General features: G+C 67.0%; 21 protein-coding genes and 1 pseudogene. 10 read left to right on the forward strand and 12 right to left on the reverse strand.

Annotated features, from left to right (window positions below; genetic code table 11):
* Window positions 1–133 (forward strand): AAA-associated domain-containing protein (locus J7024_RS09355; RefSeq protein WP_234745012.1); only part of this gene is annotated, 133 nt, incomplete at its 5' end.
* A gap of 30 nt (window positions 134–163) precedes the next feature.
* Here the strand turns inward: J7024_RS09355 and J7024_RS09360 are convergent.
* A complete protein-coding gene (locus J7024_RS09360) occupies window positions 164–1,042 on the reverse strand; it encodes a MurR/RpiR family transcriptional regulator (protein ID WP_175750393.1) in 879 nt (292 codons plus the stop codon).
* Window positions 1,043–1,410: 368 nt separating this feature from the next.
* Between J7024_RS09360 and ggt the strand changes: the two genes are divergently transcribed.
* On the forward strand, window positions 1,411–3,162 hold the full coding sequence (gene ggt, locus J7024_RS09365) for a gamma-glutamyltransferase (RefSeq protein ID WP_124828416.1): 1,752 nt from the start codon (window positions 1,411–1,413) through the stop codon (window positions 3,160–3,162).
* 235 nt (window positions 3,163–3,397) lie between these two features.
* A pseudogene (locus J7024_RS09370) lies at window positions 3,398–3,889 on the forward strand (dicarboxylate/amino acid:cation symporter); the annotation flags it as partial.
* A 140-nt stretch (window positions 3,890–4,029) separates the two neighbouring features.
* Here the strand turns inward: J7024_RS09370 and J7024_RS09375 are convergent.
* From J7024_RS09375 to J7024_RS09400, 6 genes are all read right to left on the reverse strand, one after another.
* Window positions 4,030–5,532: a cytochrome c gene (locus tag J7024_RS09375; protein WP_175796469.1), complete on the reverse strand. Its 1,503-nt coding sequence runs from the start codon at window positions 5,530–5,532 to the stop codon at window positions 4,030–4,032.
* Between the two features lie 4 nt (window positions 5,533–5,536).
* On the reverse strand, window positions 5,537–7,189 hold the full coding sequence (locus tag J7024_RS09380) for a GMC family oxidoreductase (protein ID WP_098551642.1): 1,653 nt from the start codon (window positions 7,187–7,189) through the stop codon (window positions 5,537–5,539).
* A complete protein-coding gene (locus tag J7024_RS09385; RefSeq protein WP_234744998.1) occupies window positions 7,170–7,853 on the reverse strand; it encodes a sorbitol dehydrogenase family protein in 684 nt (227 codons plus the stop codon). Before J7024_RS09385 ends, J7024_RS09380 begins: the two co-directional genes overlap by 20 nt.
* 377 nt (window positions 7,854–8,230) lie before the next feature.
* Window positions 8,231–8,848: a GlcG/HbpS family heme-binding protein gene (locus J7024_RS09390; RefSeq protein ID WP_233410025.1), complete on the reverse strand. Its 618-nt coding sequence runs from the start codon at window positions 8,846–8,848 to the stop codon at window positions 8,231–8,233.
* A 340-nt stretch (window positions 8,849–9,188) separates the two neighbouring features.
* Entirely contained in the window at window positions 9,189–9,590 is a 402-nt protein-coding gene (locus J7024_RS09395; RefSeq protein WP_124828414.1) for a DUF3331 domain-containing protein, read from the reverse strand.
* 44 nt (window positions 9,591–9,634) lie between these two features.
* On the reverse strand, window positions 9,635–10,927 hold the full coding sequence (locus J7024_RS09400) for an NAD(P)/FAD-dependent oxidoreductase (RefSeq protein WP_234744999.1): 1,293 nt from the start codon (window positions 10,925–10,927) through the stop codon (window positions 9,635–9,637).
* 148 nt (window positions 10,928–11,075) lie between these two features.
* Here J7024_RS09400 and J7024_RS09405 point away from each other — a divergent pair, with 148 nt between their 5' ends.
* The gene (locus J7024_RS09405; protein WP_124828412.1) at window positions 11,076–11,729 is read left to right on the forward strand and encodes a TetR/AcrR family transcriptional regulator; all 654 of its coding nucleotides are present in this window, start codon (window positions 11,076–11,078) and stop codon (window positions 11,727–11,729) included.
* A 124-nt stretch (window positions 11,730–11,853) separates the two neighbouring features.
* Here J7024_RS09405 and soxR read toward each other — a convergent pair whose 3' ends face one another.
* Window positions 11,854–12,330: a redox-sensitive transcriptional activator SoxR gene (gene soxR / locus J7024_RS09410; RefSeq protein WP_124828411.1), complete on the reverse strand. Its 477-nt coding sequence runs from the start codon at window positions 12,328–12,330 to the stop codon at window positions 11,854–11,856.
* Window positions 12,331–12,409: 79 nt separating this feature from the next.
* On the opposite strand from soxR, the gene J7024_RS09415 reads away from it, so the two are divergent.
* The 3 genes from J7024_RS09415 to J7024_RS09425 are packed head-to-tail and all read left to right on the forward strand — an operon-like array spanning window position 12,410 to window position 18,295.
* Window positions 12,410–13,630 carry an efflux RND transporter periplasmic adaptor subunit gene (locus tag J7024_RS09415; protein WP_124828410.1) on the forward strand — a complete coding sequence of 407 codons (1,221 nt, stop codon included), beginning with the start codon at window positions 12,410–12,412 and terminating at the stop codon, window positions 13,628–13,630.
* Window positions 13,631–13,643: 13 nt separating this feature from the next.
* A complete protein-coding gene (locus J7024_RS09420) occupies window positions 13,644–16,817 on the forward strand; it encodes an efflux RND transporter permease subunit (protein WP_124828409.1) in 3,174 nt (1,057 codons plus the stop codon).
* Window positions 16,814–18,295 (forward strand): efflux transporter outer membrane subunit, encoded by a 1,482-nt coding sequence (locus J7024_RS09425; protein WP_234745000.1) that lies wholly within the window; start codon window positions 16,814–16,816, stop codon window positions 18,293–18,295. The genes J7024_RS09420 and J7024_RS09425 overlap by 4 nt, the downstream gene beginning before the upstream one ends.
* A gap of 89 nt (window positions 18,296–18,384) precedes the next feature.
* Here J7024_RS09425 and aceE read toward each other — a convergent pair whose 3' ends face one another.
* On the reverse strand, window positions 18,385–21,066 hold the full coding sequence (gene aceE / locus J7024_RS09430; RefSeq protein ID WP_175762114.1) for a pyruvate dehydrogenase (acetyl-transferring), homodimeric type: 2,682 nt from the start codon (window positions 21,064–21,066) through the stop codon (window positions 18,385–18,387).
* A 173-nt stretch (window positions 21,067–21,239) separates the two neighbouring features.
* Here aceE and J7024_RS09435 point away from each other — a divergent pair, with 173 nt between their 5' ends.
* On the forward strand, window positions 21,240–21,695 hold the full coding sequence (locus J7024_RS09435; protein WP_124828406.1) for a MarR family winged helix-turn-helix transcriptional regulator: 456 nt from the start codon (window positions 21,240–21,242) through the stop codon (window positions 21,693–21,695).
* An 18-nt stretch (window positions 21,696–21,713) separates the two neighbouring features.
* Here J7024_RS09435 and J7024_RS09440 read toward each other — a convergent pair whose 3' ends face one another.
* Complete coding sequence (locus J7024_RS09440; protein ID WP_234745001.1) at window positions 21,714–22,715, reverse strand: transketolase-like TK C-terminal-containing protein; 1,002 nt, start codon at window positions 22,713–22,715, stop codon at window positions 21,714–21,716.
* 200 nt (window positions 22,716–22,915) lie between these two features.
* Between J7024_RS09440 and J7024_RS09445 the strand changes: the two genes are divergently transcribed.
* Together J7024_RS09445 and J7024_RS09450 are read left to right on the forward strand one after the other, a co-directional pair.
* Window positions 22,916–23,347, forward strand: coding sequence for a glutathione S-transferase N-terminal domain-containing protein (locus J7024_RS09445; protein ID WP_233410023.1), 432 nt, complete (start codon window positions 22,916–22,918; stop codon window positions 23,345–23,347).
* A 122-nt stretch (window positions 23,348–23,469) separates the two neighbouring features.
* Entirely contained in the window at window positions 23,470–24,987 is a 1,518-nt protein-coding gene (locus tag J7024_RS09450) for a purine-cytosine permease family protein (protein WP_124828403.1), read from the forward strand.
* Window positions 24,988–25,175: 188 nt separating this feature from the next.
* On the opposite strand, the gene J7024_RS09455 is transcribed toward J7024_RS09450, so the two are convergent.
* Together J7024_RS09455 and J7024_RS09460 are read right to left on the reverse strand one after the other, a co-directional pair.
* Window positions 25,176–25,931 (reverse strand): glucose 1-dehydrogenase, encoded by a 756-nt coding sequence (locus tag J7024_RS09455; protein WP_124828402.1) that lies wholly within the window; start codon window positions 25,929–25,931, stop codon window positions 25,176–25,178.
* 43 nt (window positions 25,932–25,974) lie between these two features.
* On the reverse strand, window positions 25,975–26,508 hold the full coding sequence (locus J7024_RS09460) for a VOC family protein (RefSeq protein ID WP_124828401.1): 534 nt from the start codon (window positions 26,506–26,508) through the stop codon (window positions 25,975–25,977).
* Window positions 26,509–26,581 lie beyond the last annotated feature (73 nt).

Raw genomic sequence — 26,581 nt, forward strand, 5'->3', positions numbered from 1 at the left:
GCTGGAGGATTTCCTGTCGGATGAAGCGGCAGAGGAAACGCTGGATGCGGTGATCGACTGGGGCCGTTACGGCGAAGTGTTTTCGTATAACGACAAGACGGAGGTGTTCAGCCTCGAGGATGTCGAAAGCTGACCCCCGCGCCCGAATGGCGATTCGCGACCGTCATTCGGGCAAATCCCGCAGGTTCGGATCCAGCTCGATACCGCCGGTATTGAGCCGCTCGATCTTCTCCATCCGCTGCCGCGCGAGTTCCGGAAGCTGGTTCGTCACGCCGATCACGAGTGCTTCGGCCAGCGCCAGAGCCGGCACATTCGTCTGCAGCATCGCGAACGGCCGCCCGAGGATCCGGAGCACGATCTGCGCGAACGCGCTGATCGGCGAACGCCATTCGTCGGTGATCAGCAGCACGCGCGCGCCGAGCTGGTGCGCGGCCTGCGCGAACCGGATGCTGTCCTTCTGGTAGCGGCGGAAATCGAAAATGACCAGCACGTCGCCGGGCCCCATGTCGGCCAGCGCGACGGACGAGAGATTCACGTTCGGCTCGACGTATTGAACGTGCGGCCGCGCATACGCGAGCGTGAACGAAAACAGCGACGCGAGCGGCGCCGTATACCGCCCGCCGCCGCAGAAGACGCGTACGTCCGGATCGGCCAGCAGCGTCACGGCCTGGTCGAAGGCGGCCGCGTCGAGTCCTTCGATCGTCGTCGCGAGCGATTGCGAGAGCCGCTGGAAGATCGCCGCATGGCTGTCGCGCATCCCGAATTCCGAGTGGAACGCATCCATGCGCGCGAGCGGCGAGTTCATCGCCGTGTCGATCTCGTCGTGCAACGCCTGCTGGAACGACGAGTAGTTAGGGAAGCCGATCCGCACGACGAAGCGGAACACGGTCGGGTCGCTGACTTCGGCTTGCTTCGCGAAGCTCGCGATCGGCCCGAGCCCGAGGCTCGGGTAGCGATCCAGCAACGCCTGCGCGACCTTCTGTTCCGACGGCGTAAAGCTATCCATCTGGGATAGCAGCAACGCCCTGATGCTTGTCCCCATCGGGCACTCCGGCTTTCTCGTATCTGAATGACAAACGGCAGACCTGCGTCTGCCGGCGACTCCACGCATGTTAGCCGATCGGCACGCCACGGGCCGCGTGCGGCTGCCGATTAGAGGGACATATCATCCGTCGACGCATTTCTTTTGATGTGTAATAAAGCAAACATGATAGACCGCCTGATGCGCAAGTCTTCGAGAAAAATTCAGTGAATACCCTATGTTTTGGCATGAAAATGCGAGTGCTATGATCGCGGTCTTGTCGAAATGTATTGTTCATTACATTCCGGATCGGCAGTGACGACCCGCCTGTTGGCGGGTCGCGCATCCCGGCATGGCCCGGTTATTTGAATTGTCTGGAGGATTCCGTCATGAGGCGGCTCGTAGTACTCACCCTGTTGTCGGCCATGAGCGTGTGCGCGTTCGCGGCGTCGGAACCCGCGGTCGAAGCGAAGAACGGCATGGTCGTGTCGTCGCAGCATTTCGCGTCGCAGATCGGCGTCGACATCCTCAAGGAAGGCGGCAACGCGGTGGACGCCGCGGTGGCGGTCGGCTACGCGCAGGCCGTGACCAACCCGTGCTGCGGCAACATCGGCGGCGGCGGTTTCATGACCGTTCACCTGGCCGACGGCCGCGACCGGTTCATCAACTTCCGCGAAACGGCGCCGGCGGCAGCTTCGGCGAACATGTACCTCGATGCGAAGGGCAACGTCATTCCGGACGACAGCCTGTACGGATATCGCGCGGTCGGCGTGCCGGGCACGGTCGCGGGCCTCGATCTCGCGCAGCGCAAGTACGGCAAGCTGACCCGCAAGCAGGTGATGGAGCCGGCGATCCGGCTCGCGCGCGACGGGTTCGTGCTGACGCGTGCCGATACGGACATCCTCGACACGACGATCGACCGCTTCAAGAAGGACCCGGACGCCGCGCGCATCTTCCTGCGCCCGGACGGCTCGCCGCTGCAGCCGGGCGACCGCCTGGTGCAGAAGGACCTCGCGCGCACGCTGGAGCGCATTGCGGAGCAGGGCCCCGACGCGTTCTATCACGGCGAGATCCCGAAGATCGTCGAAGCGGCGGCCAAGCGCGGCGGCGGGCTGATCACGGCGGCGGATTTCGCGGCATATCGCGCGCAGGACATGGCGCCGCTGACCTGCACGTATCGCGGCTACGAGTTCGTGTCGGCGCCGCCGCCTAGCTCGGGCGGCGTGACGATGTGCGAGACGCTGAATATCCTCGAAGGGTATGACATGCGCAAGCTTGGCTACCATTCGGCCGCGTCGATCCACTACATGACCGAAGCGATGCGCCATGCTTACGAGGATCGCAACACGCTGCTGGGCGACCCGAACTTCATCGACAACCCGATCGCGAAGCTCACGAGCAAGGAATACGCGGCGCAGATCCGCAAGAGCATCCACGCCGACACGGCGACGCCGTCGGTCGACGTGCAGCCGGGCGTCGGAGTGCACGAGAAGCCGGAAACGACGCATTACTCGATCATCGACCACGACGGCAACGCGGTGTCGACGACGTATACGGTCAACGGCCGCTTCGGCGCCGTGGTCATCGCGCCGGGCACGGGCTTCTTCCTGAACGACGAGATGGACGACTTCACGGTCAAGATCGGCGCGCAGAACATGTTCGGCCTCGTGCAAGGCACGCGCAACTCGATCGCGCCGGGCAAGCGTCCGCTGTCGTCGATGGCGCCGACCATCGTGAAGAAGGATGGCAAGGTGTTCATGGTGGTCGGCTCGCCGGGCGGCTCGCGGATCATCACGATCACGCTGCAGACCGTGCTGAACGTGATCGACTACGGGATGGCGCCGCAGGACGCGGTCGATGCGCCGCGTATTCATCATCAATGGCTGCCGGACGAGGTTTATTACGAAACCTACGGCCTGTCGCCCGACACACTCGCGATCCTGCACAACATGGGCTACAAGATGGTCGAGCAGACGCCGTGGGGCGCCGCCGAACTGATCCTGGTCGGCCTGCCCGGCACCGAAGCGGCGAGCCGCCAGAGCTCCGGCAACGACTCGTCGGTCTCCGGCAACGTGCGCGTCGGCTTCGTGTACGGCTTCAACGATCCGCGCCGCCCGGCCGGTTCGGCGATCGGGTACTGATCCCGGGCGCGCTCCAGCGCGCAGCATGCTGAACGGCTGTAACCGGCGTTCGCCCCGCGCGCGAACGCCGGGGCGGCGGCAGCGCGTCCGGTCGCGGACTTTCGCAGTCCCTTTCGTGGTCCCTTTCGCAGCAGCAAGCGCGGCGGCGGCCCGGCATGCCGGGCACGACCGACCCGCAACACGCGCGCCCTGGCACGGCACCGGCGCGCGTCCTTCGCCCTTCAATTCCTGCCCCTTCGGCGTGCGGCGCAAGATCTCGAGCTTCGTGATGCCGATGGGCTATTCGTTCAACCTCGACGGCTCGATGATGTACTGCACGTTCGCGTCGCTGTTCATCGCGCAGGCGTACGACATCCACCTGTCGCTCGGCGCGCAGATCACGGTGCTGCTGATCCTGATGCTGACGTCGAAGGGGATGGCCGGCGTGCCGCGCGCATCGCTCGTCGTGATCGCGGCGACGCTGCACCAGTTCGACATTCCCGAAGCCGGGCTGCTGCTGATTCTCGGCATCGACACCTTCCTCGACATGGGGCGCTTGGCTACCAATGCGGTGGGTAATTCGATCGCCAGCGCGGTGGTCGCGAAGTGGGAAGGGGCGCTGATATCGGAGTCCGAGGCCGCAGCGCATGCCGCGCATCTCGACGCCGAACTGGAACGGCAGATCGACGGGGCCGCGCCTGACGCCGGTCGGGCAAGCCTGGTCCGAGCTTGCGTTTGCGAACGATGAGGCATCACGCGCCGGGACAACCGGCGGTTCGCGAGGTTGCCGCGCATCGCGGCAACCTCTGACGACTACAGCGCGTTCATGCCGTCAGTCACGGCTGCCGCGGCGAACGTCCGGCGGCATCGTGACAAGGCCGCAGCCGATCAGGCCGCGCTCTGGCCGGGCGGCACGCCGTCGCGCGCCACGCGACGCGCGCGGCGTCGCCGGACCATGATCACGAGTGCGATCAGCAGCACGACAAGCACCGGCGCCGGCAGCATAAGCGGCCGGGCCCGCACGAGCAGCGGAACCGGGCCGCCGCTGCGCACGACGGCCACATCGTCCGGCGTCACGGTCACGTCGGCATTGCCGTACTGCGCGAGCACATAGTTCGCGATCGCGGCGACCTGATCGTCCTTCAGCGGCTGGACATACGAATCCTCGCCGAACGACGGCATCAGCACGTGCTGGCCGCCTGCGTCGCGGTCGACACCGTACAGGATCGCGGCAATCAGGTTCGACGGATTGCGCGAGCCCGTGGCGGTGTTGTTCGACAGCGACGGATACGCCTGACTCGGGCTGCCCTTGCCGTTGGCCTGGTGACAGCTCGCGCAGTAGCCGCTGAACAGCGCCGCGCCCGTCGTCAGCGTGCCGTTCGCATTCAACGCGGACGTGCCGCGCAACGTTGCTTCGCTGCTGACTGCGCTGCCGTGCGTGAATGCCGGTACAGACTCGCGCTCGTCACGGATCGGCTTCGTGCTGCGCAGATACGTGACGATCGATTGCAGGTCCGCGTCCGACAGATACTGCAGGCTGTTCTGCACGGCTTCCGCCATCGGGCCGGCTGCCTGGTTCTTCCCGGGGGCGCGGCCGGTCTTCAGGTACGACACCAGCTCGCCGTCGGTCCACGCGCCGATCCCGCTCACCGGATCCGACGTGATGTTCGGCGCATACCACGCGCCGAGCTGAGCACCACCCAGGTTGCGGCCGAAGTCTTCGGCCATCAGCGCGTTGCGCGGCGTGTGGCACGCGCTGCAATGCGCGAGCACGGTGGTCAGGTACGCACCGCGATTCCACTGCGCGTCGTGCGCCGGGTCGGCCTCGAAACGCTTGTTCGTCAGGAACAGCATGTTCCAGCCCGCCATCGCGGTGCGCATGCCGAACGGGAACGGCAGGTTCGTCACGGGGGCGGGATCGTCGACCGGCTTCACGGCGTGCATGAAGTACGCGTAAAGCGCGAGCACGTCGTCGTCGGCGAGGCCGCTGTACGACGTATACGGCATCGCCGGATACAGGCGTGCGCCGTCCGCGCGCACGCCTTCGCGCAGCGCTCGGGCGAACTGCGCCTCGGTGTAGTTGCCGATACCGGCCGTTTTCGACGGCGTGATGTTGCTCGAATAGATCTGCCCCATCGGCGACGCGATGCCGTAGCCGCCCGCGAACGGCTTGCCGCCGTCGAGCGCCGTATGGCAGGCCATGCAGTCCGCCGCGATCGCGAGCTGATGGCCTTTTTCGATCAGCGCCGCATCGGCTGAAGTCGGTGTCGTGCCGGCCGTTGCCTCCTGCGCGAACGCGGGCGTGCCGCCGCCGAACAGTCCGAGTGCGATGGCTGCGCCGTAGCCGGCGGCGCGCAGCGTGCGAAGTTGTCGTTGGATCGTGTGTTTCATCGCATCAACCCTTCGCGAGGCTGGCGGAAATCGAATCCGCGGCCTTCAGGCCAAGGGCCGCCATCGACAGCGTCGTGTTGACGACGGACGCCGACGGCATCGCGCCGCCGCCCGGCAGCCACAGGTTCGCATGGTCATGCGCGCGGCAGTCGCCGTCGACGACCGAGCTCTTCGGATCGGCGCCCATGATGGTGCCGCCCATGATGTGATTGTTCGCGTTCAGCGACGTCGTGATGTTGAACTCGACGGCGTCGAACAGGCTGCCGATATGCGTGAGCTGCTTGCATGCCGCGTCGTAGCCGCGTCGCACATAGTCGCCGACGTCGTAGTGGATGTCGGGGCACGCGAGGCCGAGCGGATCGACGCGCGTCTTGCTGAGCGTCAGGCGGTTGTTCGGATCGGGCAGCGGCTCCAGGCTGATCGACAGGTCGACGCCGTAGATCGCGCGGCGCCGGATTTCCTCGTCGAGCGCCTTGCCTACCAGGCCGAGTTTCAGCGCCTGCTGCGTGGCCGGCCCGACGCGCGAGATGTTGTTCAGGATCATCTTGTTCGCCGAATATTGCCCGCGGAAATCGCCGTCGCGCGGGCCGACGATGCAGCTGCTCTGCGCGGGGCCGCGGCCGAGCCACATCGGCTCGTTCGCGAGGAACGTGCAGTGGAAGCCCGAGTGATCCATCATGTTGCGGCCGACCTGGTCCGAGCCGTTCGCGATGCCGTGCGGATTGCGCTCGTTCGCGGCGAGCAGCAGCAGGCGCGGCGTCTCGATGCCGTTGCACGCGAGCACGAACATCTTGCCGCTCGCCTTGTGCGACTTGTGCGACGTGTCGTACCAGTGCACGGCCGTCACGCGATTGTTCGCATCGGTGTCGATCTTGTAGACGACCGATTCGGCGAGCACCTTCGCGCCCTTGCGCTCCGCGCGCTCGATGTGATGGATGCCGTTGTACATCGCGCCGATCGGGCAGATCGGCTGGCAGTTGTTGTTGCCGCAACAGACCGGGCGGCCGTGCCACGGCCGCGTGCTGCGCGCCTGCGGAATCGGGATCGATTGGTAGCCATGCGCGTTGACGACTTCGGCGAAGCGCCGGTCGCCATGGCCCCACGGCACCATGTCCATCGGATACGGGCGGCTGCGCTGCGACGGCGACTGCATGGCCGGATCGCTCGGCCCGGCGACGCCCATCTGCTCTTCCGCGCGGCAATAGTACGGCTCGAGCTCGTCATAGGAGATCGGCCAGTCGCGGCCGACGCCATACGTCGACTTCATCCGGAAATCGACCGGCAGGTGGCGCCAGCTCGACGCGGCCCAGTGCCACGTCGTGCCGCCGACCGTGCGCAGATAACCCTGCTGGAAACTCTGGCCGTCGCGGCCGCTCAGGCCGACGTAGTTGTTCTTCGGAAAATACAGCGGGGCCGGCGCGTTCGGCGCCTGCGGGTAGAGCCCCTGGAAGTCGGAGCCCACGCGATTGTCGAAGGGCATGTTGCGCCAGTTCTCGACCGCCTGCGCGCGTTCGATGCGCAGGCCGGATTCGATGATCAGCACCGAATGGCCCTGGCTGACGAGTTGATCGGCGATCAGGCCGCCCACCACGCCGGAGCCCACGATCACGACGTCGGCCGACACGTCGCCGTTCGATTCAAAGACAGGAGTTCTCATGGGATTCAGGCGTGCTTTTGCGGGAGCGGGGCGGCGCGACATCGGCCGGCGGCGGTTCGGCGGTCCACCACAGCGGGCCGTTCGAACAATAGGTCGGTGCGCTCATCCCGTCCTGGACGGTGTCGTACATCAGCGCATCGGCATAGGCGACCATGACGGCCTTCTGGCCATGTCCGACGGTGCCTGTGTACCACGCGGCGACGATCGCGAGCGCCGTGTCATGCAGACCGGCGCTGTCGGCATCGGCCAGCAGTTGCGTGGGTGTCTGGCCGGCGCGGACGCGTTGCGCCAGCGCGGTCGCACGCGCGGCAAAACCGGCATCCGTGCGACTGAAGGCGGCGACCAGGCGCGAGGCCGTCGTCAGGTCGAGATTCGCATGGCCTGTCAGCGCTTTCGACAGTGCGAGAAAGGTTTTGCCGTCGAGCGACGGCTGCTGCGCGAAGGCGGATCCGGGGGAGGCGGTCAACAGCCCGACTTGCGTCAGTGCCGCCGCCATCACTTTCAGCGCCGTTCTCCGGGTAACGCCGGCGCGTGCAGCGACGCGCCTTTCATGATCGTGTGGGGCCATGTCGTTTTCGTCTTTTTGCGAGAGATATTTTCTTTCTTCGAAGATTCCGCGAGGGGAGTCGCTCCCGGTCGCAACGACCGGAATGTCTTCCTTCACAGCATTGCGTCACGCATCCGAACACACCGGCAAACGATCATGACCGGCTGAACGGAGAATGCCACATGCCGTGAGAATCGGCTTTTTATCTGTCAAGGCGGGGCATAATCCGGGCATGCGAAAATGGAACCGGTTCCATTTTCGCATCCAATGCTCCGTTCAAATTTTTATCGGGCGGGGAGGAGTGTAGCGATATTGCCCGGATCGCGTATTTTCGCGATGGGATCGGGCGCCGAATGCCGGCCGACGCACGGTTAATCCGCCGGGCCGCAACCGGCCTCGGATATGCGAGAGTCGGCTGTAATTAAATTGTCATGATTGGATTATTCTTTTGAAGGAATAATCGTTTCGTCGAGAATCTGCCTGTTGCGTGCGATTTACTTGATTGCCGCCGCACCGGCAGCCGCGATCACGCTGTCCTGCACGCCCGCGCCGCCGCTGGTGCCGATCGCGCCGATCAATTGCCCGCTGATCACGATCGGAATGCCGCCTTCGCCGGCGAGAATACCCGGAATGCTGAGGTTGCCGGTCGCGCCGCCGTTGTTGATCGCGTTCTGCATATCCTTGGTCGGCCTGCGGAAACGTACCGACGCGCGCGCCTTGGCTTCGGCGATCTCGACGGACGCGAGTTGCGTGCCGTCCATTTTGTCGCACGAAATCAGATTGCCGCCGCTATCGACGATGACGACCGCGTATTTCCAGTTTCGGTGCCGCGCTTCGGCTTCGGCCGCAGCAATGACGGTCCGTGCCTGCGCGAGCGTAATGGGCGGGCCATACGGAATGTCGTACGGGAGTCGTTCGGGAACCGGCGCCGGCGCGGTCGATTGGGCGTGTGCATGAGCCGCGAAAATGGCGGCGGCCGCGATGAGGATTCGGGATTTCTTTGCAAGCATACGTCGCTGATACGGTTGGGCCTGGTTGATTGCAGGCGTCGGTCGGTGGCGAGTGCGGGGCGCTTCCGCAATTGAACGGCTGCCGGGTTCGATGGCCGGCACTCGCGACGGTCGCGAGCGAAATATATTGCATTCCCGGCCGGTTTGCAGCGAAGCGAGATGGACGGCGGTATCAATACTTGCCGCGCCCGGTCACGTCATCGCGTGCATGACGGGACGTGGCCGATCGTCGTCGACAACGACGAAGCGGCCGTTCAGGCGCTCGCCGGCCGGCGAAGCCGACCCTGCCGATATCGGCCTGACACCCGCCGCACGGGATGTGAGCGGCCGGTTTGGTTCGCGCGGCTCGCGATCGAACGCGTCGAAGTCCGTGCGGGATCTTCACCCTCGGCATTGCATGCCGGGAAAATCATTCGGATAACAGATGATCTGACCAGGCGCGTCACGCATCGGCCGTCTCGGAAACCGCGATGTCAATGCATGCCGCAAGCACCATCGCGGCGGCATTGCCGGGCGCCGAGCCGAGCAATTGGGGTGCGTAGACGCTGTCGCCGGCCAGGATTGGCCGCCCCGACAGCGCGCAGACGCCGCGCTTGCGCGTCGTGAACAGTCGCCACTTCTGATAGCCGTAATGGCCGGTGCACGCATCGCACCACGAAATCATCACGGTGTCGGCCGTGGGCCGTTCGAGCACGCTGATGGTCGGCTTGTTCGTCGGATCCCACGACGGTAACCGGTCGCGCGTGACGCTGCGCCGTCGCGGGCCGCCCCACGAGACGGGGGGCATGTCGAAGCTGCCGATCGCGGCAACGGTCATGAGCCAGGGCGCTGCACTGTCGTTCATGTCTGCTTTCCTCGAAACGTTACGCGATGCCGCGACGCGTGGCATCACGACAGGCGGATGCGCGGCTGCACGCAGCCGTTGATCCGTTCGGCGATCCACAGCAAGGTCGCCTTGGAGAATCCGTGCAGCGCCTGCTGGTGCCGCCGGTACAGCATCAGGTGGCTGAATTGCGCGAAGCGCCCCTGGATGAAACCGCCGCGAAAGAACCCGAACTGCCCGAGCGTGCCGAACGCGTCGTAGTCGCTGATCGACACGAGCGCGCCGAAATCGTGAAACGCGAATGGCGGTATCGGTTTGCCGTCGAGCCACGCGGGCAGGTGCTTCGCGAGATGCTCGGCCTGCTGCGTCGCGACCTGCGCGGTCGGCGGCAGCGGCCGTGCCTGGGCGTCGGGCTGCAGGCTCGCGCAATCGCCGATCGCGAACACGTGCTCGTCGGCCGTGGCCTGCAGCGTGGGCCGCACCAGAACCTGGTTCGCGCGGTTCGTGTCGAGCCCGCCGAGCACCTGCATGAAGTCGGGCGCCTTCACGCCGGCCGCCCACACCATCAGATCCGCTTCGGCAAACGAACCGTCGCCGTAGTGGAACCCGTTTGCGTCGGCTGCGGTCACGCGCGTCGATGTCAGCACATGAAAGCCGATCTGCTCGAGCCGCCGCTGCGCGGACGCGGAAATTTTCGGCGGAAACGCGGCCAGGATGCGCGGGCCGCTTTCGAGCAGCGTGAGCTGCAGCCGCTCGCGCACCGTCGCATCGCCATAGGCTTGCGCCACTTCGAGCAGGCGGCTCAGCTCCGCCGCCAGTTCCACGCCCGTCGCCCCCGCGCCGACGATCGCGACGCGAAACGGCTCGTCGCGCGCGATGCTGCGGAACACGCGCATCCGCAGTGCTTCGTTGAAGGTTTCGGCCTGCTGCTGGCTGTCGATGAAGTAGCAGTGCTCGAGCACGCCAGGCACGCCGAAATCGTTGGCCTGGCTGCCGAGCGCGAGGATCAGCACGTCGTATTCGATCTCGCGCGCGTCGATCACGCGTTCGCCGTCCTGCGAGCGAATTTCGCCGAGCTGCACGCGGCGGCGCGCGCGATCGAGGCCCGTCAGCTCTCCGGGTTGGTACGTGTAGCCGTGATCGCGTGCATGCGCGAGGAAGATGACCTGCTGTTGCTGCACGTCGCGCGTGCCGGCCGCGATCGTGTGCAGCATCGGCTTCCATACGTGAGTCGGGCTGCGGTCGACGACGGTGACCTGTGCGCGCCCCGCGCGGCCGAGACGTTCGCCCAGACGGGTCGCCAGCTGCAATCCGGCGATGCCGCCGCCCACGATCACGATGCGAGTAGGGGTTGTCATGAATAAATCATCAAGTGATGAATAATGTATGATCGTAGCGCCTCTCGACTTCGCGTGTCAACGGAGCGTGGCAGGCAGCCCGGTGGCAAGCATGCGAAACCGGGGCCCGAACATGGGCATTCGATTCAATCAACGGGAGCAGGAAAACGTGGCTGAAGTCACTGAGCGCGCGCCATCGAAGCGGCGTACGCGCGGGCGGCCGCTGGCGGATGCGTCCGTCGGTCCGGACGTGATATTGCGCGCCGCGCGCCGCACGTTCGCGAAGCGCGGCTACGATGCGACGAGCGTGCGCGAAGTCGCGCGCGAGCTGGGCATCGACGCGGCGCTGATCGCCCATCATTTCGGCACGAAGGAAACGTTGTGGCTGGCCGTCGTCGAGCAGATCGCCGATCTGGCCGGACCGATGTTCGACGCGTTGCGCGCGCTGCGCACGTCGTCATTGCCGCATCGCGAGCGCGTGCGGCGCGCGATCGAGCTGTGCGTCGATCACGAATTCGAGGAGCCGGACATCGGCATGTTCTTCTCGACGGCGGCGACCGAGGAGGGCGGTCGGCTCGATTGCCTGCAACAGCGGATCGTGCGCCCGTATCACGACGCGATGTTTCCGCTGCTGGCGGACGCGGTCGAGGCCGGCGAGATCCGTCCGGTCGATCCGAACGTGCTGTTCTTCATGATCGCGAGCGCGGTCGGCATGACGGTGTCGTACAGCCACATGATGCTGGAGTTCACGTCGCTGCCCACGCGGCGGGATGCGTTCCGCCAGGCCGTGCTCGACGTCGCGCTCGGCATCCTGCGCGTCTGAGCGCCGCGCGCGTCGCGCGCGCAGTCATGTCGCCGCGACGAGCCCCAGGGTGTCGACCGCCTGCCGCGGTGAACGGCGGCGGGCGGGGTGACAGCGAAGGCCGGCGCGGCGCCGGCCGCCTGAGTCAGTCGATTTCGGGCGGCGTATCGCCGAGCCAGCGCCGCGCGCCGGGCCCGTTGCGGCCCGCGCGGTCCTCGGGATTGGTCAGCTTGCAGCGTTTCAGCGACAGGCAGCCGCACCCGATACATTCGTCGAGATTGATGTAGAGCCGCTGCAGTTCCTCGATCCGGCTCGCGACACGCTGCTTCCAGCCGCGCGACAGCCGCTGCCAGTCCTTGTTGGTCGGCGCGGCGTCTTCCGGCAGGCTCACGAGCTGTTCGGCGATTTCGTCGAGCGAATAGCCGATCTTCTGCGCGAACACGATGAACGCGATCAGCCGCAGCACCGCGCGAGAATAGTGGCGATGGCTCGAACCGTTGCGATGCGACTTGATGAGCCCGCGCGTTTCGTAGAAGCGCAGCGTCGACGCCGGTACGCCGCTGCGCGCGGCCACTTCGCGGATCGACATCAGCGGCCATTTCGGTGTTTCGTCGATACCCATGACGCCCTCCGGGAAAGCTTGACTTGAAGTTAACTTCAACTTTTATGCTACGCGGCAGTTTAACCCGTCGCGAGGCACCATGCTCTCCTTATCCCTACGCAGGACGTCGCCTTTGGGCGCGGCCTGCGCCCTGCTGCTGGCGTTGTCGGGCTGTCACGACGGCAAAGACGCATCGTCGGCCCAGCCCCTTCCCGAAGTTGGGGTGACCACCGTCGCTCCGCGCACGATCCGCCTCGCGGACGAATTCAACGGACGTGTCGAAGCCGTCGACGCGGTCGAATTGCGGCCGCGCGTGAGCGGCTACCTGCAACGCGTCGCGTACAAGGAGGGCGACCTCGTGGCGCAGGGTGCCGTGCTGTTCGAGATCGACCCGCGTCCGTACCGGATCGCGCTCGACCGCGCGAACGCGCAGCAGCAGCGCGCACGCGCGGCCGCGAGCCTCGCGAACGTGCAGCTCAAGCGCGTGCAGACGCTGATCGATGCGCATGCAACATCGCAGGAAGAACTCGACAACGCGCGCGCGACCGCCGAGCAGGCGCACGCGGACTTGCAGGCGGCCGATGCGGCCGTCGCCGATGCGAAGCTCAATCTCGGTTTCACCGAAGTGCGCGCACCGATCGCGGGCCGTGTCGGCCGCGCGATCGCAACGGCGGGCAATCTCGCGCGTGCGGACGACACGCTGCTGACCACCGTCGTGTCTCAGGATCCGGTCTACGTGTATTTCGACTGCGACGAGCAGAGCTATCTGCGCTACAACGCGCGGCGTGCCGATCCGAAGCATCGCGCGATCGGCGCCGATCCGGTGCGTGTGGGCCTTGCGAACGAGACGGGCTTTCCGCACGCGGGCACCGTGGACTTCCTCGACAACCGGCTCGATCCGCAAACCGGCACGATCCGCGCGCGCGTGCGGCTGTCGAATGCGGACCATACGTTCACGCCGGGCCTCTATGCGCGCGTGCAGCTCGTCAGCGGCCGTGACCAGGATGCGCTGCTCGTCGACGACAAGGCCGTGCTCACCGACCAGGATCGCAAGTACGTGTATGTGATCGGTGCCGGCGACAAGGCGCTGCGCCGCGACGTGACGGTCGGACGCGAGCTCGACGGCGAACGGATCGTCGAGAAGGGGTTGCGGTCGGGCGACCGCGTGGTCGTCGATGGCGTGCAGCGGATCTACTATCCGGGCGCGCAGGTGAAGCCGAAGGCGCTACCCGCGCGTGCGGATGCGGGCGCCGGCGCTGGCCCGGGCAGCGGCACCCAGGCCGTCGCCAACGCGGACGCCGGCGCGCCGGCCGCGCAGTAAAGGGAGACCGACGATGGATTTCTCCCGATTCTTCATCGACCGTCCGATCTTCGCGGTCGTGCTGTCGATCGTGATCTTCGCGATCGGCCTGATCTCGATCCCGATGCTGCCCGCCGGCGAATATCCGGAAGTCGTGCCGCCGAGCGTCGTCGTGCGTGCGACGTATCCGGGCGCGAACCCCAAGGAAATCGCCGAGTCGGTCGCCGAACCGCTGGAAGAGGCGATCAACGGCGTCGAAGGGATCATGTACATGAAGTCGGTCGCGGGCTCGGACGGCAGCCTGCAGGTAGTCGTCACGTTCCTGCCGGGCGTCGATCCCGACACGGCCGCGGTGCGCGTGCAGAACCGCGTGAGCCAGGCGCTGTCGCGCCTGCCCGACGAGGTGCGCCAGTACGGCGTGACCACGCAGAAGCAGTCGCCGACGCCGCTGATGTACGTGAGCCTCTATTCGCCGGACAACAGCCGCGATTCGCTGTATCTGCGCAACTACCTGACGCTGCATGTGAAGGACGAGTTGTCGCGCCTGACCGGCATCGGCGACGTCGGCGTGTACGGCTCAGGCGACTACGCGATGCGGCTCTGGCTCGACCCGAACCGGCTCGCGTCGCGCGGGCTGACCGCGAGCGACGTGATCGCCGCCGTGCGCGAGCAGAACGTGCAGGTGTCGGCCGGCCAGCTCGGCGCGGAGCCGTCGCCGAAGAAAAACGACTTCCTGGTATCGATCAACGTGCGCGGCCGGCTGCGTACCGTGCAGGAGTTCGGCGACATCGTGCTGCGCAATGGTGACGACGGCCAGGTCGTGAAGCTGTCCGACGTCGCGCGGATCGAACTCGGCGCGGGCGACTACACGCTGCGTTCGTACTTCGACGACAAGCATTCGGCGGTGGTCGGCATCTTCCTGTCCCCGGGCGCGAACGCGCTCGACGTCGCGAAGGCCGTGTATGCGAAGCTCGACGCGTTGTCGAAACGATTTCCGCCGGGCGTCGCGTATCGGCCGGTGTGGGATCCGACTGTGTTCGTGCGCGAGTCGATCCGCGCGGTGCAGCACACGCTGATCGAGGCCGTCGTGCTGGTCGTGCTCGTCGTGATCCTGTTCCTGCAGACCTGGCGCGCGTCGATCATTCCGCTCGTCGCGGTGCCGGTGTCGGTGGTCGGCACGTTCGCGTGGCTCTATCTGCTCGGCTATTCGATCAACACGCTGACGTTGTTCGGGCTCGTGCTGGCGATCGGGATCGTCGTCGACGATGCGATCGTCGTCGTCGAGAACGTCGAGCGCAACATCGCGCAGGGCCTGAGCCCGCGCGATGCCGCGCACCAGGCGATGCGCGAGGTGTCGGGGCCGATCGTCGCGATCGCGCTGGTGCTGTGCGCGGTGTTCGTGCCGATGGCGTTCATGTCCGGCGTCACCGGCCAGTTCTACAAGCAGTTCGCGGTGACGATCGCGATCTCGACGGTGATCTCGGCGATCAACTCGCTGACGCTGTCGCCCGCGCTCGCCGCGAAGCTGCTGCGCCCGCACGGGGCGCCGAAGGATGCGCTCACGCGTGGGCTCGACCGCGCGTTCGGCTGGCTGTTCCATCCGTTCAACCGGTTCTTCGAGCGCAGCTCGGAGCGTTATCACGGCGTCGTCGCGCGCACGCTGAAGCGGCGCGGCGCGGTGTTCGTCGTCTATGCGGCCTTGCTCGCGGCCACCGCGCTGCTGTTCAACGCGGTGCCGGGCGGCTTCATCCCCGTGCAGGACAAGTTGTACCTGTTCGCCGGCGCGAAGCTGCCGGAAGGCGCATCGCTTGCGCGCACCAGCGCGGTGACCGAGCAGATGACGAAGATCGCGCTCGGCACCGACGGCGTCGAGATGGTGCCGGCGTTTGCCGGGCTGAATGCGCTACAGGGCGTGAACACGCCGAACATCACGAACTCGTACGTGATCCTGAAGCCGTTCGACCAGCGCCACCGCAGCGCGGCGCAGATCAACGCGGACCTGAACGCACGCTTCGCGGCGATCGGCGGCGGCATCACCTATGCGCTGATGCCGCCGCCGATCCAGGGCCTCGGCAACGGCTCCGGCTACTCGCTGTATCTCGAGGATCGCGGCGGGCTCGGCTACGGTGAGCTGCAGAACGCGTTGACCGCATTCCAGGCGGCGGTCGCGAAGACGCCCGGGATGAGCTATCCCGTCAGCTCGTACCAGGCGAACATTCCGCAGCTCGAGGTGAAGGTCGACCGGCTGAAGGCGAAGGCGCAGGGCGTCGCGCTGACCGACCTGTTCAACACGCTGCAGGTCTATCTCGGCTCGATGTACGTGAACGACTTCAACGCATTCGGGCGCGTGTACCGCGTGATGGCGCAAGCCGACGCCGGGCACCGGCAGACCGCCGCCGACATCGCGAACCTGCGCACGCGCAACGCAAAGGGCGAGATGGTGCCGATCGGCTCGATGGTGACGGTCGCGCCCGCGTACGGGCCGGATCCGGTCGTGCGCTACAACGGCTATCCGGCCGCCGACCTGATTGGCGATGCGGACCCGAAGGCGATGTCGTCGTCGCAGACGATCGCGAAGCTGCAGCAGATCGCGAAGGACGTGCTGCCGCCGGGCATCACGCTCGAATGGACCGACCTCAGCTACCAGCAGGTCACGCAGAGCAACGCGGCGATCGTCGTGTTCCCGCTCGCGGTGATGCTGGTGTTCCTCGTGCTCGCATCTCTGTACGAGAGCTGGACGCTACCGCTCGCGGTGATCCTGATCGTGCCGGTGTGCATGTGCGCGGCGCTGTTCGGCGTATGGCTGTCGGGTGGCGACAACAATGTGTTCGTGCAGGTCGGTCTGGTCGTGCTGATGGGGCTCGCGTGCAAGAACGCGATCCTGATCGTCGAATTCGCGCGCGAGCTCGAAATCCAGGGCAAGGGCGCGATCGAAGCGGCGCTCGAAGCGTGCCGGCTGCGGTTGCGCCCGATCGTGATGACGTCGGTCGCGTTCATTGCCGGTTCGGTGCCGCTGCTGATCGGCAGCGGCGCGGGCAGCGAAGTGCGTGCCGCAACGGGTGTCACCGTGTTCGCGGGGATGCTCGGCGTCACGCTGTTCGGACTGTTTCTCACGCCTGTGTTCTATGTGGCGATTCGCAAGCTCGCGGGCGGCACGCCGGCCGTCTGGCGCGAGCAGCACGGCACCCTCGAAGGAGAAAACCGATGAGCGCCGCTTTCCGTCTTTCCGTACTCGCGATGTCGGTGACGCTCGCCGCCTGCGCGGTCGGCCCCGATTTCAAACGACCCGACACGGCGACCGGGGCGCGCTTCGCGCGTGACGCGCATCCGGCCACGCAGGATGCGTCGCCGCCCGACGCGTCGGCCGCTGCCGACGCCGCATTCTGGCGCGGTTTCGGCGATCCGGCGCTCACGCGGTTGATCGATGCGGCGCTCGCGGCGAACCAGGATCTGCAAGTCGCGGTGTCGCGCTACGACGCCTCGAACGCGCTGCTGTCGCAGGCGACGTTCGATCGCTATCCGACGCTCACCGCGAGCGGACAGATCGGCCACCAGCTGATGAGCAAGGATCAGGCGTTCGGCGCGCCGCGCAGCCAGCGCGATACGCCGGTCTCGAGCGTCGGGATCAACGCCGCATGGGAGCTGGACCTGTTCGGGCGCGTGCGCCGCTCGATCGAGTCGCAACACGCGGAAACGGCGGCCAGCGCGGCCGACGTGCGCGCGGTGCGCGTTGCGATCGCGGGCGAGGTCGCGAGCACCTATGTCGATCTGCGCGGTTCGCAGGAGCGGCTGCGGATCGCGCGCGAGAACGCCGACAACCAGAAGCAAACGCTCGCGCTGATCAACGCGCGCGTCGGCGCGGGCCGCGGTTCCGAACTCGATGCGGCACGTGCGCGTGCGCAGTACGAGTCGACGACGTCGCGGATCGCCGTGTACGAAGCGGCGATCGGCGTCGACGAGCATCGGCTCGCGGTGCTGACCGGGCAGACGCCGGACGCGCTGATCGGCCGGTTCGACGTGCCGAAGGGCACGACGGTGCCGTTGCCGGCGCTCGCTGCCGAAATCGAGCCGGGCCCGCCGGGCGGTCTGCTGGGCCGGCGCCCGGATGTGGCTGCGGCCGAAGCGCGGCTGCATGCGGCGACCGCGCGGGTCGGCGTCGCGACGGCCGACCTGTTTCCGCGCTTCACGCTGTCGGGGTTGCTCGGCAGCGCGACGAGCAGTTACGGGTTTTTCCGCGCGGGCAGCGACACGAACCTGATCGCGCTCGGCATCGACTGGTCGTTCCTCGACGTCGGTCGCGTGCGCGCGCGGATCGCCGCGAGCGACGCGGAAGCGGCCGGCCAGCTCGCGCAGTATCGGCAGACCGTGCTCGGCGCGCTGGAGGAAACCGAGAACGCGCTGCTGCGCGTTGCGCGCACGCGCGACGAGACCGCGCATCTGGTGCGTGCCGCGGACGACAGCGCACGCGCGGCGCAGCTCGCGCAGACACGTTTCTCGGCCGGCGCGATCGACTACTACGAAGTGCTCGACGCGCAGCGGACGTTGCTGCAGGCGCAGGACGCGGCCGCCGACGGGCAGATGCGCAGCGCGGCGTCGACGGTCGCGCTGTACAAGGCGCTCGCGGGCGGCTGGCCGGCAGGAACGGTGCGGCCGGTACCCGGGCCGCTTGCGCAGTCACGGCCGTAACGCGGAGCAGGGGCCGCGCGGCAGGCGAAAGCGATGGCGCCTGCCGCGCGGCCCGACGCTCACGAAGCTTGCGACGTGCACGCACGCGCTTACACCGTTGCCGGATCGACCTTGTCGATGTCGATCCCGTAACGCCGGATCGCCTCGCCAACCTGCGCGCGCGCAATCATGCCGTCGTCGGCGAGCGCCTTCAGCGCCGCGATCACGATGAAGTGCCGGTCGACCTCGAAGAACGTACGCAGTGCTTCGCGCGTATCCGAGCGGCCGAAGCCGTCGGTACCAAGCGACACGAAGCGCCGGCCGTCGACGAAGCCGCGGATCTGGTCGCCGACGATCTTCATGTAGTCGGTCGTGACGACCACGGGCCCGGTGCGGCCGTCGAGGCATTGCTGGACGTAGGGCACGCGCGCCGGCGCGTCCGGATGCAGCAGGTTCCAGCGCTCCGCGGCGAGCCCGTCGCGACGCAGCTCGGTCAGGCTCGTCGCGCTCCACACATCGCTCGTCACGCCGAAGTCCTGCGCAAGCAGGTCGCTCGCCGCGATCACCTCGCGCAGGATCGAGCCGCTGCCCATCAACTGCACATGCGGCGTATCCGTACGCGCCGCGCCGTCCCGCAGCAGATAGAGACCCTTGAGGATGCCGGCTTCCGCGCCGTCGGGAAGCGCCGGATGCGGGTAGTTCTCGTTGAGCAGCGTGATGTAGTAGTACACATCTTCCTGCTCCGCATACATCCGTCGCAGCCCGTCGCGCACGATCACCGCGAGTTCGTACGCGTAGGTCGGGTCGTACGACACGCAGTTCGGAATCACCGACGACAGCACGTGGCTGTGCCCGTCGTCGTGCTGCAGCCCTTCGCCCATCAGCGTCGTGCGTCCCGACGTCGCGCCGAGCAGGAAGCCGCGCGTGCGCGCGTCGCCGGCCGCCCACGCAAGATCGCCGACCCGCTGCAGCCCGAACATCGAATAGAAGATGTAGAACGGGATCGTCGGCAGCCCGTGGTTGCTGTACGCGGTGCCGGCCGCGATCCACGACGCGATCGCGCCAGACTCGTTGATGCCTTCCTGCAGGATCTGCCCGTCCTTCGCCTCCTTGTAATAGCTGAGCTGGCCGGCGTCCTGCGGCGTATAGAGCTGGCCGAGGTGCGAATGGATGCCGATCTGGCGGAACAGGCCTTCCATCCCGAACGTGCGCGATTCGTCCGGCACGATCGGTACGACGAGCTTGCCGAAATTCGGGGTCTTCAGCAGCGTGCCGAGGATCCGCACGAAGGCCATCGTCGTCGACAGCCCGCGCTCGCCGCTGTCCTTGAGCTGGCCGTCGAACGCGGCGAGCGGCGGCACCGGCAGCGGTGCGACGTCGCTGAAGCGGGCCGGCACGTGGCCGCCGAGCGCCGCGCGGCGTTCCGCGAAATAGCGTGCTTCGGCGCTGCCCGGTTCCGGCTTCAGGTAGGGCAGTTCGTCGAGCTGCGCGTCGCTGACCGGCAGCGCGAAACGGTCGCGGAATGCCCGCACGGCATCGGCGCTCATCTTTTTCAGCTGATGGTTCAGGTTCTGGCCTTCGCCGGCTTCGCCCATGCCGAAACCCTTGACCGTCTTCGCGAGCACGACGGTCGGCCGTCCATCCGCGCGCATCGCTTGCGCATAGGCCGCATGCACCTTCTCCGGATCGTGGCCGCCGCGTGCCAGTTTCCAGATGTCGTCGTCGGACAGGTCGGCGACGAGTTCGAGCAGTTCGGGATACTTGCCGAAGAAGTGCTCGCGCACGTATGCGCCGCTCTGCGACTTGAAGGTCTGGTAGTCGCCGTCGACGCATTCCATCATCCGCTGGCGCAGCAGGCCGGTCGTGTCGCGTTCGAGCAGCCGGTCCCAGCCGCTGCCCCAGATCACCTTGACGACGTTCCAGCCGGCCGCGCGGAACGTGCCTTCGAGTTCCTGGATGACCTTGCCGTTGCCGCGCACCGGACCGTCGAGGCGCTGCAGGTTGCAGTTCACGACGAAGATCAGGTTGTCGAGTCGCTCGCGTCCGGCGAGCGAAATCGCGGCGAGCGATTCGGGCTGGTCCATTTCGCCGTCGCCGAGAAACGCCCAGACCTTGCGGCCCTGATGCGCTTTCAGCCCGCGATATTCGAGGTAGCGCATGAAGCGCGCCTGATACGCGGCCGTGAGCGGGCCGAGCCCCATCGATACGGTCGGGAACTGCCAGAAATCGGGCATCAGGCGCGGATGCGGATAGGACGACAGACCGTCGCGTCCCGCTTCGCGGCCGGTCTCGCGGCGGAAGTTGTCGAGCTGCGCATCCGTGATACGGCCCTCGAGATACGCGCGGCCATAGATGCCGGGTGCCGAATGCCCCTGGATATAGATCATGTCGCCGTCGAACGTGTCGGTGCGGCCGCGGAAGAAATGATCGAAACCGACGTCGTACAGCACCGCGGCCGACTGGTAGGTCGCGATGTGGCCGCCGACGTTCGAATGCCGGCCGGCGCGCAGCACCATGACCATCGCGTTCCAGCGAATCATCGCGTTGAGCCGCCGCTCGAGCGCGAGATCGCCCGGGTAGGCCGGCTGCCGCGCGCGCGGCACGGTGTTCACATAGGCGGTCGTCACGCGGCCGTGCAGGTCGCCGTGGCGGGCCGCATCGAGATCGGCCAGCCGGTCGAGCAGGTAGTGCGCGCGCGGACGGCCTTCGAGCGCGATGACGGATTCAAGCGCATCGAGCCATTCACGGGTTTCCTGCGGATCGATGTCGGGTAGCGCGAGAGGTGCGGTCATGCAGTGTCTCCAGAAGCATCAGGCTGCGCGGGGCGACGGTCGTGGCGCCGCCGCGGGCGACGGAAGGGCCGCCGATGGGCGACCGGATAGTTGCAATTGCAATCGTATCGAAGCCCATTGTATCGAGGTAAAATTTAATTGCAACTGCAATTCAACGAGAGGAACGACCTGACATGAGCGCACCCGAACCGGATCTGTGGTTCTCGTTTGTCCGCGCGCACCGCACGATGATTCGCGAGATCGAGCGGCGTCTCGCGGACGCGGACCTGCCCGCGTATGCGTGGTACGACGCGTTGTGGGGGCTGGAAAGCGGGCCCGACGGCACGCGTCGCATGCACGAACTGGCCGACGTGCTCGCGATCGAGCGCTACAACCTCACGCGGCTCGTCGACCGGCTCGAACAGGAAGGGCTCGTCACGCGCGCCCGCTCGGCCGACGACGGCCGCGCGGCGTTCGCGAGCATCACCGACAAGGGCCGCACGCTGCGCAAGAAGATGTGGAAGGTGTACCAGTCGACGGTCGCGGAGCTTTTTCTCGACCAGTTCGGCGCGAAAGAGCAGGCGACGATGGCCGCCGCGCTCGATCGTGCGACGGCCGCAGCGCGCGACGCGGCGGCCGGCGCGAAGTAGCGGCCGCTGTCGCGCGTTTCAGCCGCGCGCATACCGCTGCATTGCCCGTGCGGCCCAGTCGGCCGGCACGCGGCCGTCGTCGGCCAGCATGCGGATCGCGACCGCGGCGATCCAGTGCGCATCCGGCGCTCGCGTGCCGGAGCCTGCCAGATCCGCGCCGAGCGCCGTGAAGCGGGCGGGGACGAACGCGCCGATCTGCGCGGCGACGTGTCGTGCATAGCCCGTGACCGCGAGCACGGGCGTGCTGTCCTCGCCAAGGCACGCGCCGACGTGCGCGATGCGCGGCGCGGCGAGCGGATGCAGCAGGTTCCAGCGTTCGGCGGCGCGCGCATCGCGCGCAAGCCGCGTGTAGCTCGGACAGCTCCAGATCGTCGAATCGATGCGCCATTCGTCATGCAGCAGGTCGGCGGCTTCCATCACCTGCGCGAGCCTGCTGCCCGCGCCGCACAGACGAATCTTTGCGGCGGAGCCGGCCACCGCGCGCCGGCCGGCCCGCACCATGCCGTTGAACGCGTCGCGGGCCGCCGTGGCGGAAAGCGGCCGCACGCCGGGCATGCAGCCGTCGTGGCTCGCGAGATAACAAAATCCGGGCTGGCCGGCGACATAGAGCGCGCGCAACGCGCCGCGCAGGATCGCGAGCGCCTCGTCGCCCGACGCGGGATCGTATGGCGTGCACGCGGGGTTCGCGGCCAGCCAGTGCGGGACGTCGGGCATCACGCCCTTGGGCCATGACGAGCGGGACGTTTCCGCGTCGTTCACGAAGATTCCGCGGCCGACCGTTTCAGCCGCCGCCAGTTGCAGCCGGTCCGTCGCATGCGCTTGCAGCAGGTACAGCAGCGGTCGTTCGAACTGTTCGGCCGGGTCGAGAAAGCGCTGCGGCCACGCGCTGATGCGGCGAGGTGCGGCAACGTGTGCCGTCGCCGCGGGTACGTCGGGGCGGACGATCCATACGCGGCCCGCGGTCGCCGCGTCGCGTTCGAGGCAGTCGGCGGCCGCGTGGATCGCGTCGAGCGGGGTCATCGCGTCGCGCCGGGGCGAGAGCCGCCGCGTCGTCAACCGTTCGATGCAGGCTGCCGCGGCGCGGCGGGTGTCAGGCGTCCGCACGGGCGGACCGGATCGCGCAGTCTGCATGTCCCTCCTTCGAGTGCTGGCATGTTGCCGGGGTGTCGATTCCGGCATTTAATTGCAATTGCAACGATTGTAGTTGCAACGATAGACGGATGACAAGGACCGACATGACATCGACGCACACACTCACGTTCCATACGGCCGACACGCCGAACGGGCACAAGATCGGCATCTACCTGGAGGAGGCCGGGCTGACGTCCGAGCTCGCGCACATGAACCTGTCCGCCGGCGAGCAGCGCAGCCGGGCGTTCCTCGCGATCAACCCGAACGGCAAGATCCCGGCCATCGTCGACCACGGCACTGGCCTGGCCGTGTTCGAATCCGGCGCGATCCTCGGCTATCTTTCGGCGAAAACGGGCTGCCTGCACCCGGAAACGCTGGCCGAGCGCACGGCGGTCCAGCGATGGCTGCATTTCCGGGTCGGCGGCCGTGTCCGCGCACTGACGTCGCATCGTCCGCGCCGCAACGACGGCGCGGGATCCGGCGGATGCCCTGCCGCAAAACATTGTTCTCCTTCGTCGTAAACGTCTCGAATGCGTGATATTTGCGCCGCCTGATCCGGTTTAGAGTGGCCGCGAATTGATGACGATGTGTCGTATGGCCGCAGTCGCGGGCCGTGCCGACGCACCAGAGGAGCTGGAGACAAATGAGTGAAGGCAGGATTACGCAAGTCGAATCGTTCGGTTTCGAGCGCATTCCCGATGTGTCGCGCTATGCGCGTCCGATCGATCTGTTCCGGCTGCTGTTCGGTGGCTGCAATACGTTTTCCACATCGGTGCTCGGCAGCTTTCCGGTGCTGGTCGGGCTGTCGTTCAAGGCCGGCGTCGCCGCGATCGTGCTCGGCGTCCTGGTCGGCACGTGCATCCTCGCGCCGATGAGCCTGTTCGGCCCGCGCAACGGCACGAGCGATCCGGTCTCGTCCGGCGCGCATTTCGGCATCCACGGCCGGATCGTCGGTTCGTTCCTCGCACTGCTGACGTCGATCGCGTTCTTCTCGCTCGCGGTGTGGAGCTCGGGCGACGCGCTCGTCGGCGGTGCGCACAACATGGTCGGCGTGCCGGTCAACGGCTTCACGCTCGGCGCTGCGTACATGGTGTTCGCGGTGCTGGTGCTGATCGTCTGCATCTACGGCTTCCGCTTCATGCTGTGGGTCAACAAGATCGCCGTGTGGGCCGCGAGCCTGTTGTTCGTCGCTGGCCTGTTTGCGTTCGCCGGGATGTTCGACGTGAACTACGCGGGCACGCTGAACCAGGGTAGCGCAGGCTTCTGGGCCGCGTTCGTCGGCGCGGTGCTGGTCGCGCTGAGCAACCCGGTGTCGTTCGCGTCGACGCTCGGCGACTGGGCGCGCTACATTCCGCAGCGCACGCCGAAGCGGCGCGTGATGGGTGCCGTGTTCGCCGCGCAGATCGCGACCTTCGTGCCGTTCTTCTTCGGCCTCGCGACCGCGACGATCATCGCGTCGAAGGCGCCCGCGTTCATCGCATCGAACGACTATGTCGGCGGGTTGCTCGCCGTGTCGCCGCGCTGGTTCCTGCTGCCGATGTGCCTGATCGCGATCATCGGCGGGATGTCGACCGGCACGACCGCGCTGTACGGCACGGGGCTCGACGTGTCGAGCATGTTCCCGCGCGTCCTGAACCGCGTGCGTGCGACGCTGCTGATCGGCACGATCGCTATCGCGTTCATCTTCGTTGGCCGCTTCTGGTTCAACCTCGTCGAAAGCGTCGCGACCTTCTCGACGCTGATCGACACGTTCAGCTGCCCGTGGATGGCGATCATGGTGATCGGCTACGTGACGCGCCGCGGCTTCTATCTCGCCGACGACCTGCAGGTGTTCAACCGCGGGCTGCGCGGCGGCCACTACTGGTTCACGCACGGCTGGAACCTGCGCGCGATGGGCGCATGGCTGCCGGCGGCGTTCGTCGGTCTGTCGTTCGTGAACCTGCCGGGGCAGTTCGTCGGGCCGCTCGGCAATCTCGCGGGCGGACTCGATCTCAGCGTGCCGGTATCGCTGGCGGTTGGCGGGCTGCTGTATTTCGTGCTGCTGACGCTGTATCCGGAGGCCGACGGCGTGTACGGCCCGCACGGGCGCTGCCTCGCGCGCGGTGGCAAGCAGGGCGCGCGCGGTGTCGGCGCACCGGCGATCCAGCCGAAGGGGTACTGAGCGCCGCATCGCGTGTCGCTTCGGAAGACACAATGCCGCCGCGCGGGTGAACCGCCGGCGGCATTGTCGTTTTTCGACACTTGATCAGCGATGCATATGACAGGCCGGCCCTGACTGATCATTTCTCCGGGCTGCAAACGAAAACGCCCACCAGGGCACGGGCGGGCGTGTGTCGACCGAGGTGCGAGTCAGTGGAACGTGCTGCCCGCGAGCATTCCGCCGTCGACGATGAATTCCGAACCCGTGCAATATGCGGATTCGTCGGATGCGAGGAACAGCACGAGGTTCGCCACTTCGTCCGGTTTGCCGATGCGCGCGATCGGCAGCCCGCCATAGATCGACGACGGGTCGAAATCCGCATATTCCGGCGGGCGCGCCATCACGGTGTCGATCCCGCCCGGGTGCACCGAGTTCACGCGGATCCCGTAGCGGCCGAACTCGAGCGCGGCGGCCTTGGTCATCCCGCGCACCGCGAACTTGCTCGACACGTATGCGCTGCCGCCCGCCACGCCCTCCATCCCGGCCGTCGACGACACGTTGACGATCGAGCCGCCGCCGGCGCCCTTCAGCGCGGCGAGCGCCGATTTCATGCCGAGCCAGCAGCCGACCTGGTTCACGTCGATCACCTTCCGGTAGTCGTCGAGCGAACACGATTCGATCGGCACGAGCTTCAGGATCGCCGCGTTGTTCACGAGGATGTCGAGCCGGCCGAAATGCGCGAGCGTCGCCTGCACGGCGGTGTGCCAGTCGTCTTCGTTCGTGACGTCGAGATGCTGGAACCGCGCGGCGTCGCCGAGTTCGACCGCGACGCGCCGGCCCGCGTCGTCGAGCACGTCGGCGATCACCACGCGTGCGCCTTCGGCGACGAACCGTCGCGCTTCCGCCTCGCCCTGGCCGCGTGCGCCACCCGTGATCAGGGCCACTTTGCCTTCGAGTCGTTTCATGGTGATTGCTCCTGTGAGTGAAGTGGGACGCGTGCGGGCCCGCTCATGCGGCGGCCGACGCGTCGATGATGCGGACCGGATCGGCGCCGTCCCATGCGCGCGCTTCGGCGATGCCGTGCGCGATCATGTCGCGCATCCCGGCGCCTTCGATCACTTCGACGCGCACGCCGGGATCGTCGGCATCGTCGAGATAGGCGACACGGGTGGCCGGGTTGGCGGCTTCGAACACGACACGCAGGCCGCGCGCCGTGAGCCGTGCCACCGCGGCATCGAGATCGTCGACCACCCATGCGACGTGATGCAGGCCCGCGAGCGGTTGCCCGTGCGCGTCGCGGTAGGGCGACGGCGCGTCGTTCGTCACATGGATCAGTTCGATCTGCAGGTCGCCGCGATACGCGAGCCCGACGTCCATCGTGACCGTCACCGGCTCGCCGAGATAGCGGCCTTCGAGGCGCACGTTGCGAAATACGGTCCACGGGCCCGCGTCGTGGCGGGCGCGCCAGCGCGCGATGCTGCGATCGAGATCGGCGACCACATAGCCGATCTGGTCGATGGGGCCGAGGACGGGGTCGTTCATGGTGTCTCCGTGACGAGGACGCGCGAGTGGGCGCCACGCCGCTCGAGGCGGATGGCGGCGCGTGATGAATGAC

It is taken from the genome of Burkholderia sp. WTPI3 (assembly GCF_021483755.1).
Lineage (GTDB): Bacteria > Pseudomonadota > Gammaproteobacteria > Burkholderiales > Burkholderiaceae > Burkholderia.